The organism is Azospirillum palustre, assembly GCF_002573965.1.
Lineage (GTDB): Bacteria > Pseudomonadota > Alphaproteobacteria > Azospirillales > Azospirillaceae > Azospirillum > Azospirillum palustre.
Genome location: NZ_PDKW01000043.1, coordinates 2,534,596 through 2,548,979, shown reverse-complemented (window position 1 = coordinate 2,548,979; position 14,384 = coordinate 2,534,596). Strand labels below are relative to the sequence as shown.

Genomic DNA, 14,384 nt, shown 5'->3' with positions numbered 1-14,384 from the left:
CGTCAGCGGGCGTTGCCTCAGTGGGCGTTGCCTCAATGGGCGTTGTTGGTCAGGCCGCTGTACTTGCCGCCGACGATGAAGCGCGACAGGTAGGTCGGCACGATCACCTCGCAGGCCGCCAGCTCGGCGATGCCCAGATCCTTGAAGCCCAGCGCGCCCGGCGAGACGACGTTGTCGTGCTTCAGCAAGGCCACCTGGTCGCGGGTCAGCGCCGGGGCCAGCACCGGCACTTTTTCCAGGATGCCGGCCAGCGACTCGGCGGCGCTCCAGGGGATGGTCACCAGCGGACGGTGGCGCTGGATGGTCTTCTGGGTCAGCTCCAGCAGTTCGCGGAAGGTGTAGATGCGCGGGCCGCCCAGCTCGTAGGTCTTGCCGCGGCTGGCATCGCTGTCCAGCGCCGCGATCACGGCGTCGGCCAGGTCGCCGACATAGACCGGCTGGAACAGGGTCTTGCCGCCGCCGATCAGCGGCAGGGCCGGGGCCTTCTGCGCCATCGCGGCGAACTTGTTGAAGAAATTGTCTTCCGGCCCGAAGACGATGCTGGGGCGCAGGATGGTCGCCGCCGGGAAGGCGGACAGCACCGCCTGCTCGCCGGCCGCCTTTGAGCGGGCATAGACCGACGGCGACGAGGCGTCGGCGCCGATGGCGGAGATCTGGATCAGCCGGTTGACGCCCGCCGCGGCGGCCAGACGGGCGATGCGCGACGCGGCGTCGACATGTACGCCCTGGAAGCTCTGGCTCCCGCGCTCGTACAGCACGCCCAGCAGGTTGATGGCGACATCCGCCCCCTGGAGGGCGCGGGCGACCGACACGTCGTCGGCGCAGTCGGTGGCGAACGGCACGATCTGGCCGACGGCGCCGGCCGTCTTCAGGAAGCCGGCCTTGCCCGGATTGCGGGTGGCGATGCGGATGAGGGCGCCCGACTTGGCGAGGCGCCGGATCAGGTGGCGGCCGATGAAGCCCGAACCGCCGAACACCGTGATAACCTGAGTGCGATAGGACATCGACCGTCTCCCGTGTCGTTGCGCGCCGAAACCGGGGTCTTCGCGCTTTTTGCGCGCGCCCCCGCGCGTCGTCCGACTGTGTGTCGCCATAGAGGACTGCTGGAACTGCGGTCCTGCTTATAGCGAATGGACCGCCCCCAATCTAGGGACTGCATCGTCGCGGCCGGGATCCCAACAGCGAAAACCCGCGATGCGGCAAAAAAATGGAAGGGCCGGGAAAAAGCTGTTGACGCCCCCCGGAAGGATCATTAAACAACCGCCCACACACCGAGCACCGAGCCCAGGTGGCGGAATTGGTAGACGCGCAGGTTTCAGGTACCTGTGGCAGAAATGTCGTGGAAGTTCGAGTCTTCTCCTGGGCACCATTTCTTTCTACCCGGCTGCGCCGCATGCACAGCTCCTTCGATTGAGAAGGAGGACGTGCAGAGCGGCGTTCGTCGTTTCTAGGGTCCATGGCCGGGGGCCTGACCACCCCGGGACGCGACCATGCCCATCGACCTTCATGACGGCGACCTCCCCGACGGCCTCGACCTCGGCGCCGGCGCCCGCGACAACTGCGTCGCCATCGACACCGAGACCATGGGGCTGAACCCCCACCGCGACCGCCTCTGCCTGGTGCAGCTGTCGGCCGGCGACGGTGCGATCCATCTGGTGCAGTTCCGCCCCGGCCAGTACGAGGCGCCGAACCTGAAGCGCCTGCTGACCGATCCCACCGTGACCAAGCTGTTCCACTTCGCCCGTTTCGACGTGGCGGTGATGAAGGCTTACCTGGGCGTCGGCTGCCAGCCGGTCTACTGCACCAAGGTGGCCTCCAAGCTGGTCCGCACTTTCACCGACCGTCATGGCCTGAAGGACCTGTGCAAGGACCTGCTGGGCGTGGAAATCTCCAAGCAGCAGCAGTCCTCCGACTGGGGCGCGCCCGAGCTGACCACCGACCAGATGAAGTACGCCGCGTCGGACGTGCTGCACCTGCACGACCTGAAGGCGAAGCTGGACGTCATGCTGGCGCGCGAGGGCCGCACCCATCTGGCCCAGGCCTGCTTCGACTTCCTGCCCGCCCGCGGCGAACTGGACCTCGGCGGCTGGGAAACCCCGGACATTCTGGCGCACTGAGGGCGGGATGATCGCCCTCTCCCGTCCCGGGAGAGGGAGCCGGATGCGACCAACCGCCCTCGGGTCGGGCGTGGATTTGACCGGGCGTCCCCCGGTGGGCATACTGCTCGATGCGCCTGCCGGGAGACATCCGGGCGGGCGCCGTGTTTGTGAACGGCCCATCGCCGGGCCTTGCGAATGGAAGGCATCACAGCCTTGACCAGTGTTATCACGTCCAGCCTGACCGACGGTGCCGCCTCGACCGGATCCACTCTGGCCGGGTCCAGCCCGGTGGAGAACCGCGATCTCGCCTGCGCCACCCGCGTCCTGCGGACCGAGGCCGATGCGCTGCTGGCGCTGGCCGGCAGCCTCGACGGCAAGTTCCTGCGGGCGCTCGACATCCTGCAGGGCATCGAAGGCCGCGTGATCGTCACCGGCATGGGCAAGTCGGGCCATGTCGCCCGCAAGATCGCCGCCACCATGGCCTCCACCGGCACGCCGGCCTTCTTCGTCCATCCGGGCGAGGCGAGCCACGGCGACCTCGGCATGATCGCCAAGATCGACGCGGTGGTGGCGCTGTCCAATTCCGGCGAGACGCACGAGCTGGCCGACATCATCGCCTACACCCGCCGCTTCGGCATTCCGCTGATCGGCATGACGCGGCGGGCCGCCTCGGCGCTGGCCGAGCAGTCCGACGTGGCGCTGGTCATCCCGCCGGAGCCGGAAGCCTGCCCGCTGGGGCTGGCGCCCACCACCTCCACCACCATGATGCTGGCGCTGGGCGATGCGCTGGCGGTGGCCCTGCTGGAACGGCGCGGCTTCTCCGCCGCCGATTTCCGCGAGTTCCACCCCGGCGGCCAGTTGGGCCGCGCATTGCTGAAGGTCACCGACATCATGCACAAGGGCGAGGATTTGCCCCTGTGCCGTCTTGACTCGCCGCTGTCCGACGTCATCTTCGAGATGACGGCCAAGCGGCTGGGCTGCGTCGGGGTGACCGACGATGCCGGGGCGCTGGTCGGGATCATCACCGACGGCGACGTGCGCCGTCATCTGACGCCGGAGCTTCTGGCGGAACGCGCGGACAGCATCATGTCGCCGCGGCCCAAGACCATCCGCCCCAAGGCGTTGATCGTCGAGGCGCTGCGCGAGATGAACGACAAGAAGATCACCACCCTGTTCGTGATCGAGGCCGACCGGCCGCTCGGCATCGTGCACATCCACGATGTCCTGCGCGCCGGTGCGGCCTGACGATTGTTCTGTCCATGATGGAAGCGAAGCGCCGAGCCGGAGGGACGAGAATTTGAGCCTGGACGACCTGCGCAGCCCCGACCGTACGACAGCCGGCCGCACCGCCCCCACCCCGAGCAGCGGACAAGGCTCCATCGGCGGCCTGTCCGCCGGCGCGCCGAGCCTTCGCGCGCCGGACCGCCGCCTGTCGGCCGCCGAAGAACCGCCGGCGGCGCTGCGGGCGCACCGGCGGCGCGATACCCGTCCGGTCAGCCGGGTCTACAGCCGTTTCGTTTCCGCAATGAAGTTCGTGCTGCCGGCGGCGGCGCTGGCGATGGTGGCCCTGCTGGCCGCCTGGCCGTCGCTGAACAGCCCGCAGAGCGCCCGCGTCAGCGCCGACGCCGGGCAGAGCGAGATGCTGAAGCCGCGCTATTTCAGCCTGGACGAACACAACCAGCCCTTCTCGCTGGTCGCGGCCAAGGCCGACAAGTCGGCCGACCAGCCCGACATCGTCCTGCTGGACGACCCGCAGGCGGAGATGACGGAGACCACCGGCACCTGGGTGACCATGCGGTCCGACAAGGGCTGGTACAACCAGAACACCGGCATCCTGCTGATGCGCGGCAACGTCCATGTGCTGCGCGACGACGGCAACGAGTTCACCACCAGCGAGGCCGAGGCCGACATCCGCAAGGGCAACGCCTGGGGCGACAAGGCGGTGACCGGCCAGGGTCCGCAGGGCGAGATCAACGCCATCGGCTTCCGCATGACGGACCGCGGCAAGAATGTCGTCTTCCTCAACCAGTCGAAGGCCGAGGTCCAGGCCGCCGAGCGCCCCGGGAGCAAGAAGCCGTGACGTCCAAACGGTCGCCAGTCCGTCCCCCCACACTTCGTATCGCCCTGACCCTGTCGGCCATCCTGGCCGGCGGGTTTTTCGCTTTCGCTTCTCCGGCCTTCGCCCAGGGCCTGCCCGGCATGGGCGGCAAGCAGCCGGTGGAGATCAACGCCGACCAGGCGATCGAATGGCACCAGGACGTCCGCGCCTATGTGGCGCGCGGCAACGCGTCGGCCAAGCGCAACGACTCGACCGTCTTCGCCGACGTGCTGACCGCCTATTACCGCGAGACCCCCGGCAAGGGCAACGAGGTGTTCCAGCTGGTGGCCGACGGCAACGTCCGCATCGTCAGCCCGAACCAGCAGGTGTTCGGCGACCATGGCGTCTATGACGTCGACAAGCAGGTCGCCGTCGTTACCGGCAAGGATCTGAAGCTGATCACCACCAAGGACGTGGTCACCGCCCGCGACAGCCTGGAATATTACGAGACTCAGGACCTGACCGTGGCGCGCGGCGACGCGGTGGCGGTGCGCGGCAACGACCGGCTGCGCGCCGACGTGCTGATCGGCCGGCTGAAGAAGATGCCGGACGGCACCACCCAGATGGAGCGCATCGACGGCTCCGGCAACATCGTCGTCACCACGCCCACCGACGTGGCGCTGTCCGACAAGCTGGTCTATTCGGTGGCCGACAATGTCGCGGTGCTGATCGGCAACGTGAAGATCACCCGCGGCGACAACCAGCTGAACGGCGAAGCCGCCGAGATGAACATGAACACCAAGATCAACCGCGTCATCGCCGGCCGCGACGCCGGAGGCCGGGTCAGCGGCCTGCTCATCCCCGGCGAGAAGAACGGGCCCGGCGCGCCCGCGGGCAAGAAGCCGTGACCGTGCTGACCGCGAACGGGCCCGGCGCCGCTCCCGCCGGCAGCATCGCCGCAGCATCCGTCCCGACCGAAGGGCTGGTGGCCCAGCATCTCGGCAAGTCGTTCAAGAAGCGGCCGGTGGTGCGCGACGTCTCGATCAGCGTCCAGCGCGGCGAGGCGGTCGGGCTGCTCGGCCCCAACGGCGCCGGCAAGACCACCTGCTTCTACATGATCACCGGGCTGATCGCCGCCGACTCCGGCACGATCACGCTGGACGGCCAGGACATCACCGCGCTGCCGATGTACCGCCGCGCCCGGCTCGGCATCGGCTATCTGCCGCAGGAGGCCTCGATCTTCCGCGGCATGACGGTGGAGAACAACATCCGCTCGGTGCTGGAGGTGGTCGAGAGCGACCGCGACGCCCGCGAGGCGATGCTGGACGAGCTGCTGGCCGAATTCTCGGTCACGCACCTGCGCCGCTCCCCCGCCCTGGCGCTGTCGGGCGGCGAGCGGCGGCGCGTTGAGATCGCCCGCGCGCTGGCCGGACAGCCGCACTTCATCCTGCTGGACGAGCCACTGGCCGGCATCGACCCCATCGCGGTGAACGACATCCGCGAGCTGGTCGGGCACTTGCGCGACCGCGGCATCGGCGTGCTGATCACCGACCACAATGTGCGTGAAACATTGGACCTCGTCGATCGGGCATACATTTTGCACGACGGTGTGGTACTAATGGAGGGACGGCCCGACGAGATCGTGGCGCACGAGGGGGTTCGCCGGGTCTATCTCGGTGACCGCTTCAGTCTGTAGCCCTCCGTTTCCACTGGTTCCGGTTCCACAGCCATGGCGCTTGCTCAACGTCTCGACCTTCGACAAGCCCAGACCCTGGTGATGACGCCGCAGTTGCAGCAGGCCATCAAGCTGCTGCAGCTGTCGAACATCGAACTGTCGGACTTCGTCGACCGCGAGATCGAGCAGAACCCGCTGCTGGAGCGGGACGGCGGAGCGGCCGACGGCGGCAGCGATCCGGTGGGACCGGCGGACGGCAGCGATGTGCCGGGCGGGCTGGACGGCCCCGGCGGCATGGAGGCCAACGGCCTAAGCATCGACGGGCTGAACGGCCGCGACGACGGGCCGGCCCTGCCGCCGAGCGACGGGCGCACCCGCGACACGGTGGAGATGACCTCGTCGGACACGATGACGTCCTCGTCGGAATCGCCGCTCGACACCGATTTCGAGAATGTCTATGGCGACGACCGCTTCTCCGACGGTTCGGACGGCGGCAGCGAGGTCTACGGCTCCTACGGCGAGCGCGGCGGCCGCAGCGGTTTCGAGGATGACGACAGCAACCTCGAAGCGACGCTGACCAGCGAGAAGAACCTCCGCGACCACCTGACCGAACAGCTGAAGATCGACCTGCCCGACCTGGGCGACCAGCTGATCGGGCTGGCCCTGATCGACATGCTGGACGAGGCCGGCTGGCTGATCGGCTTCGACGCCCAGGCGATGGCCGAGCAGCTCGGCTGCGGCGCCGACCGGGTGGAGCGGGTGCTGGCCGCCTGCCAGCGGTTCGACCCGCCCGGCATCTTCGCCCGGTCGCTGAAGGAATGCCTCGCCATCCAGCTGCGCGAGAAGAACCGGCTCGATCCGGCGATGGCGGCGCTGCTCGACAATCTGGAGCTTCTGGCCGCGCGCAACCTGCCGGCCATCATGAAGGTCTGCGGCGTCGATGCCGAGGACGTCGCCGACATGGTCGTCGACATCCGCAAGCTGAACCCGAAGCCGGCGCTGGCCTTCGACCACACCCCGGCCCAGCTGGTCACCCCCGACATCCTGATGCGCGCCAATCCCGGCGGCGGCTGGCTGATCGACCTGAACCCGGACACGCTGCCGCGGGTGCTGGTCAACCACCGCTATTTCGCCCGCATCTCCGACGGCGCCCGCAACAAGGCCGACAAGGAATACATCTCCGAACGGTTCCAGTCGGCCAACTGGCTGGTCAAGTCGCTGCACCAGCGCGCCACCACCATTTTGAAGGTGGCGAGCGAGATCATCCGCCAGCAGGATGCGTTCTTCATCCATGGCGTCTCGCACCTGCGACCGCTGATCCTGCGTGACATCGCGGAGGCCATCGGCATGCATGAAAGCACAGTCAGCCGCGTCACCACCAACAAGTTCATGGCGACCCCGCGCGGCGTCTTCGAGCTGAAATATTTCTTCACTTCCGCAATCCAGGGTGCGGATGGGCAGGCGTCCCATTCCGCAGAAGCGGTTCGGCACCGCATCAAAACCATGATCGATGCGGAGAAGCCGGAGGATGTGCTGTCCGACGACAAACTGGTGGAGATTCTCCGTGCGGAAGGGATCGACATTGCGCGAAGGACGGTCGCGAAGTATCGTGAAGCGATGAAAATACCGTCATCGGTGCAGCGACGCCGTGCCAAGATGTCACGCATGTAAGCGGTTCGGGCGGGGGAGGGCTCGATTGACAGTCCGGTGACCCTTGCCTATCGTCCCGGCCCGCAAGCGGCGGATCAGCATCTTTTGAGCCCGACATCTTCGGACGTCGTGTCTACACCGTCCCCAGCGGACCAATATTGGAAACGTTCCACCATGCAACTCTCCGTCAAAGGCAAGCAGCTCGATGTGGGTGACGCTCTGCGCACCCATGTGGCCGACAGCCTGAACGCCGTGGTCGGCAAGTACTTCGACAAGCCGATCGAGGCGAACGTGATCCTGACCAAGGATGCGCACCTCTACAAGGCCGACATCCAGGCCCATGTGGGCCGCGGGATCGTCCTGCAGAGCGCCGGCGACGCCACCGAACCCTATCCGGCCTTCGACATCGCCTGCGAGAAGCTGGCCAAGCGCCTGCGCCGCTACAAGCGCCGGCTGCGCGACCACCACGCGGCCGAGAACGGCGCCGCCCTCCCGGCGAGCTACCGGGTGCTGGAAGCCGAGACCGAGGAGCATCACGAGGAGGTCGAGGCTGCCGCCGACGGCGCCGCGAACCCGATGGTCGTCGCCGAGATGGAGACGAGCATCGCCACCCTGTCGGTCAGCGAGGCGGTGATGCGCCTTGAGCTGGCGCAGGCTCCGGCGCTGATGTTCCACAACGGTGCGCATGGCCGCCTGAACATGGTCTACCGCCGCGCCGACGGGAACATCGGCTGGGTCGACCCGGCGGAGAAGGCCGGCGCCTGACGGCGCCGACCCGTCTCGCTGGTCAAGAAGCGTCATGCTCGACCTCATTTCTCCGCACGCCATCCTCCCGAACCTGAAGGCCGGCAACAAGAAGCAGGCCCTGCAGGAGATGGCGCGCAAAGCGTCCGAGCTGACCGGTCAGCACGAGCGGGCGATCTTCGACGTGCTTCTGGAGCGCGAAAGGCTGGGCACGACCGGCGTGGGCCATGGCATCGCCATCCCGCACGGCAAGCTGTCCAGCCTGGACCGCGTCCATGGCGTCTTCGCCCGTGTGGAGCGGCCCATCGATTTCGATGCGATCGATGAGCAGCCGGTCGACCTGATCTTCCTCCTTCTCGCCCCGGAACAGGCGGGAGCCGATCATCTGAAGGCCCTTGCCCGCGTCTCGCGTCTTCTGCGGGACCAGTCCATGTGCGAGAAGCTGCGCGGAGCCGAATCCGGCGACGCGATGTACGCGCTCCTGACCCAGCACGAGCCGAGCCCGTCCAACTGACGGGCCGCCAGTGAGGGTCAGACAGCATGTTTAAGGGGCCGCTGCACGTCTGTGCGCGGCCCTTTTTCTTTGGCGGCGGATGCACCGATTTTAATGGGGCCGGCGGGCTGGTACACTGGGCCGGGCCGAAACGGCAGCGGCTGGACCGTCGATGTCGTGCGCGAGGGTGCGGTCATGCTGGCCGCGTTGGACCTCTCTCTGCTGTTGGACGCGGTGTACGAGGACTGACGGGCGGTTCGGTGCTTGGCGGCGGCGTGGGGGGAGTGTCCTTTCCGGCTTTCAGGGCTTCGAGTATTCGGACGACTCCTTCGATCTCCGGGAAGACTGTCGCGATGCCGCTGACCACTTCAAGAAGAGCAACAAACAGGTATGGGGCTGCGGCCTTCACACCAGCATCGATTATCAGCTTCGCCGGCAGCTTGACCAATTCCGGGTAAAACTCTTTGCGGGCATTCCGCGCATAGTCAATCAGCTTGTCCGCTGCCCCCTTGCTGGCGCGTAGCAGCGTGGTCAGCAGGTTGCGTGCGGTAAGGCCGAACATCGCGATGCGCCGCCGCCGCACATCGTCGTCATCCGGTTCGGCACTGTCTTCGGACAGGGTGTCGAAGGCCGCTTGCACGTCTGGCCCGATAATGTCCGTGTCCTTGATCCTGTCGCGTAGCGCGTCGAGGTGACGGAGCAGGGCAGATGCGCTGTCCGGTGTCAGGCTGCTTGCCAACCGCTCGGCGTCGCGCCGCCACAGGGCGGGCAGGCAGTTGCACAGGCGGCGCGCGGTATCGGCAAGGCCGCCCAGATCGGCCAGGACGTGGGTCGGAATTTCCGCCGCATCCTGCGGGTTGTCGAGCGCCTTGGCGAGGCGTTCGACGGAAATGCTGCGTGAGTCTACCAGCGCCGGTCGCAGATCGGCGGCGCGGTCTGTCAAAACCTCCCGCAGCCTGCCGACCTTGCGGGCGATGGTGGGATCGGTGTTGCTGAGGGCCAGGGCTTCGAGCAGGTCGTCGGCCTTCTCGCGCGTCTCGTCGAGATAATCCTGGGCAATCCCGCCATCCTCGGGCAGGGCATCGGGTGGAAGAACCTCCATGCGTCCGTCGCGCCAGTCGAACGCATAGGGCGCGGGTTGCTGTGGGGGGAGGGCGTTCAGGGCCTGGACGAGGTCGTACCGCGGGTCGGAGCGGTCGCCGGACGCGGTTTCCTCACGCAGCCATTGGGCGATGTCGGCATTAACTTCTTTCGCTGGGCGCTTCCACCATTCGTCGGGCTGGATGGCGATGCGCAAAGCCAAGGCGTCGCTGAACTCTTGCCGTGGCGGGTAGCCGTCATGCAGGGATGTCAGCGCCTCATACCACTGGATCCAGGGTTGAAAGCCATGCTCAACGGCGAAGGAACTGTTGGCGAACTGACTCCAGGCGACACGAAGCGGTTTCGGAACACCGTCCTCCCAAAGCGGCTGCCGGAGCAACAAAACGCCACGCTCCGGAACGGGAGCGTCGTAGGTCGCTTCCAGCCAAGCCGCATCATGAGATACTGAACGCCAAATACTGTTGGTGTCGTCGGCTGCATTGGCGGCTGAGGCTGCGGCCATGTCGGCGGTATCGGCGATGTCAGCGGCGTAGCTGGCGTCGGCGGCATACGCGGCAGCGTAGGCCGCGTGGACCGCAAAGTAGGCGGTGGCGTAGGCATTGGCGTCGTCGTGGGCAGATGGGCCTATGGCAGCGGCATCGGCGTCGTCTGCAGCGTCGTGGGCAGCGGCGATTGTCTCATGGGTTTGCTGAACAAGCGCCACGGCAGACACAAGATTTGCTCGCGCAACAGCAACTATCCGGCGTTCTGGAGCTGTTTTCCCGTTATATTTTGCATCAATGATCTGACTTATAGCCGGCAAAACGCGCAGGGCTACTCGGCTGGTGATTGCCTGTGCCCACGGGCGAGGCTTGTCCCTCAGCCAGTTGCATAGCTCATCCCCGGAGGCAAAGCGCAACGTGCCCGTCATCGGAAATCCTCAGCGTTCGCAAAGGTGCCGGAGACGAGCGTCTTCCGAACCAAAATGCTCGGATAAGAGTAGAGATTGAAGAAAAATATGACCTGAACGGGTGGCGATGGTCAAGGTTCGCTATTAAGGCGTCTGGGCAATCTCATATGGCCGATCATCGCCCTCTCCCGCCCCGGGAGAGGGAGGGGACCCGCCGAAGGCGGGGAGGGTGAGGGGCAAGGCAAGAGTCCCGAACCGCATGGTTCCTTGCGCTACCCCTCACCCTTCCCACCGCTTTGCGGCGGGCCCCTTCCCTCTCCCGGGGCGGGAGAGGGAGATACTTCGGATCCCTCCTCACCCCCGCTCGGCCCAGCCCATGTAGTTCACGTCCAGATCGCGCGCGTTCAGCCGGAACTCGTCGCTCAGCGGGTTGTACGTGATGCCGGTCAGGTCGCGTACGCTCAGGCCGTACGGGCGTACGATGGCGTTCAGTTCGGACGGGCGCAGGAACTGGCGCCAGTTGTGGGTGCCGCGCGGCAGCCAGCGCAGGATGTACTCCGCCCCGACGATGGCGAGCGCGAAGGATTTCGGCGTACGGTTCAGCGTCGCCAGGAACAGCGCGCCGCCCGGCGCCAGCAGGTCGGACAGCGACTTCACGAACAGGGGTACGTCGGCGACATGCTCGATCACCTCCATCGCCAGCACCACGTCGAACGTCTCGCCGCTGGCGGCCAGGGCCTCGGCGGTGGTGGCGCGGTAATCGACGCTGGTGCCGGTCTCGGCGGCGTGGGTGGCGGCGGTGTGTACGTTCTTCTCCGACGCATCGACCCCGACCACCGTGGCGCCCATCCGCGCCAGCGGTTCGGCCAGCAGGCCGCCACCGCAGCCGATGTCGACGATGCGCAGGCCCGCCAGCGGGTTCGGCGCCAGCGGGTCGCGGCCCAGCCGCTTGCACACCGCATCGCGGATGTAGGTCAGGCGCAGCGGGTTCAGCCGGTGCAGCGGCTTGAACTTTCCGGCCGGGTCCCACCATTCGGCGGCGATGGCGGAGAAGCGGGCGACATCCTCCGGATCCACGGTTCCGCCGGCAGGGACGGTTGCGGACGCGTGCGGGAAGGCGGAGGATGAGGCGGTCATGGTGAAAATCCGTAAACTGTGAGGCGGGACGGGTGCGGGCAACTTGCCTCGCTTCCAGCGACGGAGTATGGATACGCCGCCCCGCGCCGGCAACGGTGGAGCGGGGGTGCGCACAGCCGACCCGCATGACCCAGATGGCGAGATCCAGACGGCATGACCGGGCGGCCAGACATGGTGTGAGGTATGGCGCGGATCGTCCTGAAGTTCGGAGGCACGTCGGTCGGCGACATCGACCGCATCAAGAACGTGGCCCGGAAGGTCGAGCAAGAGGTGAAGGCGGGGCATCAGGTCGCCGTCGTCGTGTCGGCGATGTCCGGCGTGACCAACCAGCTCGTCAAATACTGCAACGAAATCGACAAGCTGCACGACGCCCGCGAATATGACGCGGTCGTGGCGTCCGGCGAGCAGGTGACCTCCGGTCTCCTGGCCGTCGCCCTGCAGTCGCTCGGCATTCCCGCCCGCTCCTGGGCCGGCTGGCAGATTCCCATCCGCACCGACGACACGCACGGCAAGGCGCGCATCGTCTCCATCGACACCACCGAGATGGAAAAGTCCCTGCAGACCGGCGAAGTCGCCGTGGTCGCGGGCTTCCAGGGCGTGTCGGAGCATGGCCGCATCACCACGCTGGGCCGCGGCGGCTCGGACACCTCGGCGGTGGCGCTGGCGGCGGCGGTGAAGGCCGACCGCTGCGACATCTACACCGATGTGGACGGTGTCTACACCACCGACCCGCGCATCGTCACCAAGGCGCGCAAGCTCGACAAGATCACCTACGAGGAAATGCTGGAGATGGCCTCGCAGGGGGCCAAGGTGCTTCAGACCCGCTCGGTCGAGATGGCGATGAACCACCGCGTGCGCGTGCAGGTGCTGTCGAGCTTCGAAGCCGCTGCGGGCAGTTCGCTTCCCGGAACCCTGGTTGTTGACGAGGACGAGATCGTGGAAAAGGAAGTTGTTAGCGGCATCGCCTACAGCCGCGACGAGGCGAAGATCACCCTGGTGGGCGTCGCCGACCAGCCGGGCGTCGCCGCCGCCATCTTCGGTCCGCTGACCGACAACGCCGTCAACGTCGACATGATCGTCCAGAACGTGTCGGAAGACGGCAAGTCGACCGACATGACCTTCACCGTCGGCAAGGCGGACATCGCCCGCGCCGTGAAGGTGCTGGAGGATGCGCAGTCCACCCTGAACTACAAGCGCATCATTTCCGATGCCAACGTGGTCAAGGTGTCGGTCATCGGCGTCGGCATGCGCAGCCATGCCGGCGTCGCCCAGCGCATGTTCAAGGCGCTGGCCGACAAGGGCATCAACATCCAGGTCATCTCGACCTCGGAGATCAAGATCTCGGTCCTGATCGCCGAAGAGTATGCGGAACTGGCGCTGCGCGCCCTGCACACCGCCTACGGCCTGGACGCCGCCTGATCGCAGGCGGCACCCGGGTGCCGGGGACGGGAACATCAGGAGAGGGCCGGCCATGACCGACGCCACATCTTACGCGGCGGCAGCATCGGCCCGGCTCGACCGGCTCTGGCAGCGGGGCCGGGACTTTCTCGGCACCCGCACCGCCGTGATGGGCGGTGCGATGAGCTGGGTGTCGGAACGGCACCTGGTCTCCGCCATCTCCAACGCCGGCGGCTTCGGCGTGCTGGCCTGCGGCTCGATGGCGCCGGACCAGCTGGCGGTGGAGATCGCCGGCACCCGCGCGCTTACGACCAAGCCGTTCGGCGTCAACCTGATCAACATGCACCCGGCGCTGGACCAGCTGATCGACGTCTGCCGCGAGCAGACGGTCGGCCATGTGGTCGTCGCCGGCGGCCTGCCGACCGGCGCCACCCTGCGCCGCATCAAGGACGGCGGGGCCAGGGCGATGGCCTTCGCCCCCACGCTGGGGGCCGGCCGGCGGCTGGTGAAGCAGGGCGCCGACGCGCTGGTGATCGAGGGAACCGAGGCCGGCGGCCACATCGGCCCGGTGTCCACCACCGTGCTGGCCCAGGAAATCCTGCCCGACCTGCGCGATGTGCCGGTCTTCGTCGCCGGCGGCATCGGCCGGGGCGAGACGATCCTGTCCTATCTGGAGCTGGGAGCCGCCGGCGTACAGGTCGGCACCCGCTTCGTCTGCGCCACCGAATGCGTGGCCCATCCCAATTTCAAGCAGGCCTTCATCCGGGCGTCGGCCCGCGACGCCCAGCCGTCGGTGCAGATCGACCCGCGTTTCCCGGTGATCCCGGTGCGGGCGCTGGCGAACGAGGCGTCCAAGCGCTTCATGGAATTCCAGCGCGACGTCATCGCCAGGGTCGATTCCGGCGCGATGAGCCGCGACGAAGGCATGCTGGAGATCGAGCATTTCTGGGCCGGCGCGCTGCGCCGCGCGGTGATCGAGGGCGACGTGGAAAGCGGCTCCCTGATGGCCGGGCAGAGCGTCGGGCTGGTCACCCGCGAACAGCCGGTGGCCGAAATCCTGGCCGAATTGATCGCCCAGGCCGAATCGGCGCTGGCACGGCGGGCGATGGATGAGGCATCGTTAAGCCTGATGACGGAGCCGACGGTGGGAGCGCTGTAGC

The 14,384-nt window shown here is 67.1% G+C and carries 13 protein-coding genes and 1 tRNA gene; 11 read left to right on the top strand and 3 right to left on the bottom strand.

All coding sequences use genetic code 11. From position 1 onward, the window contains the following. Nucleotides 1-32: 32 nt before the first annotated feature. On the bottom strand, nt 33-1,004 hold the full coding sequence (locus CRT60_RS34300) for a complex I NDUFA9 subunit family protein (protein WP_098740806.1): 972 nt from the start codon (nt 1,002-1,004) through the stop codon (nt 33-35). 278 nt (nt 1,005-1,282) lie between these two features. On the opposite strand from CRT60_RS34300, the gene CRT60_RS34295 reads away from it, so the two are divergent. The 9 genes from CRT60_RS34295 (at nt 1,283) to ptsN (ending at nt 8,720) form a co-directional block, all read left to right on the top strand. After that, nucleotides 1,283-1,369, top strand: a tRNA-Leu gene (locus CRT60_RS34295). Nucleotides 1,370-1,490: 121 nt separating this feature from the next. Then, entirely contained in the window at nt 1,491-2,117 is a 627-nt protein-coding gene (locus CRT60_RS34290) for a ribonuclease D (RefSeq protein ID WP_098740805.1), read from the top strand. Between the two features lie 177 nt (nt 2,118-2,294). Then, nucleotides 2,295-3,344 carry a KpsF/GutQ family sugar-phosphate isomerase gene (locus tag CRT60_RS34285; RefSeq protein ID WP_098740804.1) on the top strand — a complete coding sequence of 350 codons (1,050 nt, stop codon included), beginning with the start codon at nt 2,295-2,297 and terminating at the stop codon, nt 3,342-3,344. 52 nt (nt 3,345-3,396) lie between these two features. Further along, nucleotides 3,397-4,179: an LPS export ABC transporter periplasmic protein LptC gene (gene lptC / locus CRT60_RS34280; protein WP_244592901.1), complete on the top strand. Its 783-nt coding sequence runs from the start codon at nt 3,397-3,399 to the stop codon at nt 4,177-4,179. Further along, the gene (locus tag CRT60_RS34275) at nt 4,176-5,045 is read left to right on the top strand and encodes an LptA/OstA family protein (RefSeq protein WP_098740803.1); all 870 of its coding nucleotides are present in this window, start codon (nt 4,176-4,178) and stop codon (nt 5,043-5,045) included. Before lptC ends, CRT60_RS34275 begins: the two co-directional genes overlap by 4 nt. After that, nucleotides 5,042-5,833: an LPS export ABC transporter ATP-binding protein gene (gene lptB, locus CRT60_RS34270; RefSeq protein WP_098740802.1), complete on the top strand. Its 792-nt coding sequence runs from the start codon at nt 5,042-5,044 to the stop codon at nt 5,831-5,833. Before CRT60_RS34275 ends, lptB begins: the two co-directional genes overlap by 4 nt. Before the next feature lie 33 nt (nt 5,834-5,866). Continuing rightward, the gene (gene rpoN / locus CRT60_RS34265) at nt 5,867-7,483 is read left to right on the top strand and encodes an RNA polymerase factor sigma-54 (RefSeq protein WP_098740801.1); all 1,617 of its coding nucleotides are present in this window, start codon (nt 5,867-5,869) and stop codon (nt 7,481-7,483) included. 153 nt (nt 7,484-7,636) lie between these two features. After that, complete coding sequence (gene hpf / locus CRT60_RS34260; RefSeq protein WP_098740800.1) at nt 7,637-8,227, top strand: ribosome hibernation-promoting factor, HPF/YfiA family; 591 nt, start codon at nt 7,637-7,639, stop codon at nt 8,225-8,227. A gap of 34 nt (nt 8,228-8,261) precedes the next feature. Next, nucleotides 8,262-8,720: a PTS IIA-like nitrogen regulatory protein PtsN gene (ptsN, locus tag CRT60_RS34255; protein ID WP_098740799.1), complete on the top strand. Its 459-nt coding sequence runs from the start codon at nt 8,262-8,264 to the stop codon at nt 8,718-8,720. A 172-nt stretch (nt 8,721-8,892) separates the two neighbouring features. Here ptsN and CRT60_RS36360 read toward each other — a convergent pair whose 3' ends face one another. Beyond that, nucleotides 8,893-10,710, bottom strand: coding sequence for a hypothetical protein (locus tag CRT60_RS36360; RefSeq protein ID WP_161958150.1), 1,818 nt, complete (start codon nt 10,708-10,710; stop codon nt 8,893-8,895). A gap of 333 nt (nt 10,711-11,043) precedes the next feature. Next, nucleotides 11,044-11,826: a bifunctional 2-polyprenyl-6-hydroxyphenol methylase/3-demethylubiquinol 3-O-methyltransferase UbiG gene (gene ubiG, locus CRT60_RS34245; protein ID WP_098740797.1), complete on the bottom strand. Its 783-nt coding sequence runs from the start codon at nt 11,824-11,826 to the stop codon at nt 11,044-11,046. Between the two features lie 183 nt (nt 11,827-12,009). Here ubiG and CRT60_RS34240 point away from each other — a divergent pair, with 183 nt between their 5' ends. Together CRT60_RS34240 and CRT60_RS34235 are read left to right on the top strand one after the other, a co-directional pair. Continuing rightward, a complete protein-coding gene (locus CRT60_RS34240; protein WP_098740796.1) occupies nt 12,010-13,245 on the top strand; it encodes an aspartate kinase in 1,236 nt (411 codons plus the stop codon). 52 nt (nt 13,246-13,297) lie between these two features. After that, nucleotides 13,298-14,383, top strand: a complete 1,086-nt coding sequence (locus CRT60_RS34235) for an NAD(P)H-dependent flavin oxidoreductase (protein WP_098740795.1) — start codon at nt 13,298-13,300, stop codon at nt 14,381-14,383. Nucleotide 14,384: the final 1 nt, after the last annotated feature.

Bases quoted from the DNA above. Each gene is read 5' to 3' on its own strand.
- CRT60_RS34300 (WP_098740806.1), bottom strand. From the start codon at position 1,004: ATGTCCTATCGCACTCAGGTTATCACGGTGTTCGGCGGTTCGGGCTTC.
- CRT60_RS34290 (WP_098740805.1), top strand. From the start codon at position 1,491: ATGCCCATCGACCTTCATGACGGCGACCTCCCCGACGGCCTCGACCTC.
- CRT60_RS34285 (WP_098740804.1), top strand. From the start codon at position 2,295: ATGGAAGGCATCACAGCCTTGACCAGTGTTATCACGTCCAGCCTGACC.
- rpoN (WP_098740801.1), top strand. From the start codon at position 5,867: ATGGCGCTTGCTCAACGTCTCGACCTTCGACAAGCCCAGACCCTGGTG.
- hpf (WP_098740800.1), top strand. From the start codon at position 7,637: ATGCAACTCTCCGTCAAAGGCAAGCAGCTCGATGTGGGTGACGCTCTG.
- ptsN (WP_098740799.1), top strand. From the start codon at position 8,262: ATGCTCGACCTCATTTCTCCGCACGCCATCCTCCCGAACCTGAAGGCC.
- CRT60_RS36360 (WP_161958150.1), bottom strand. From the start codon at position 10,710: ATGACGGGCACGTTGCGCTTTGCCTCCGGGGATGAGCTATGCAACTGG.
- ubiG (WP_098740797.1), bottom strand. From the start codon at position 11,826: ATGACCGCCTCATCCTCCGCCTTCCCGCACGCGTCCGCAACCGTCCCT.
- CRT60_RS34240 (WP_098740796.1), top strand. From the start codon at position 12,010: ATGGCGCGGATCGTCCTGAAGTTCGGAGGCACGTCGGTCGGCGACATC.
- CRT60_RS34235 (WP_098740795.1), top strand. From the start codon at position 13,298: ATGACCGACGCCACATCTTACGCGGCGGCAGCATCGGCCCGGCTCGAC.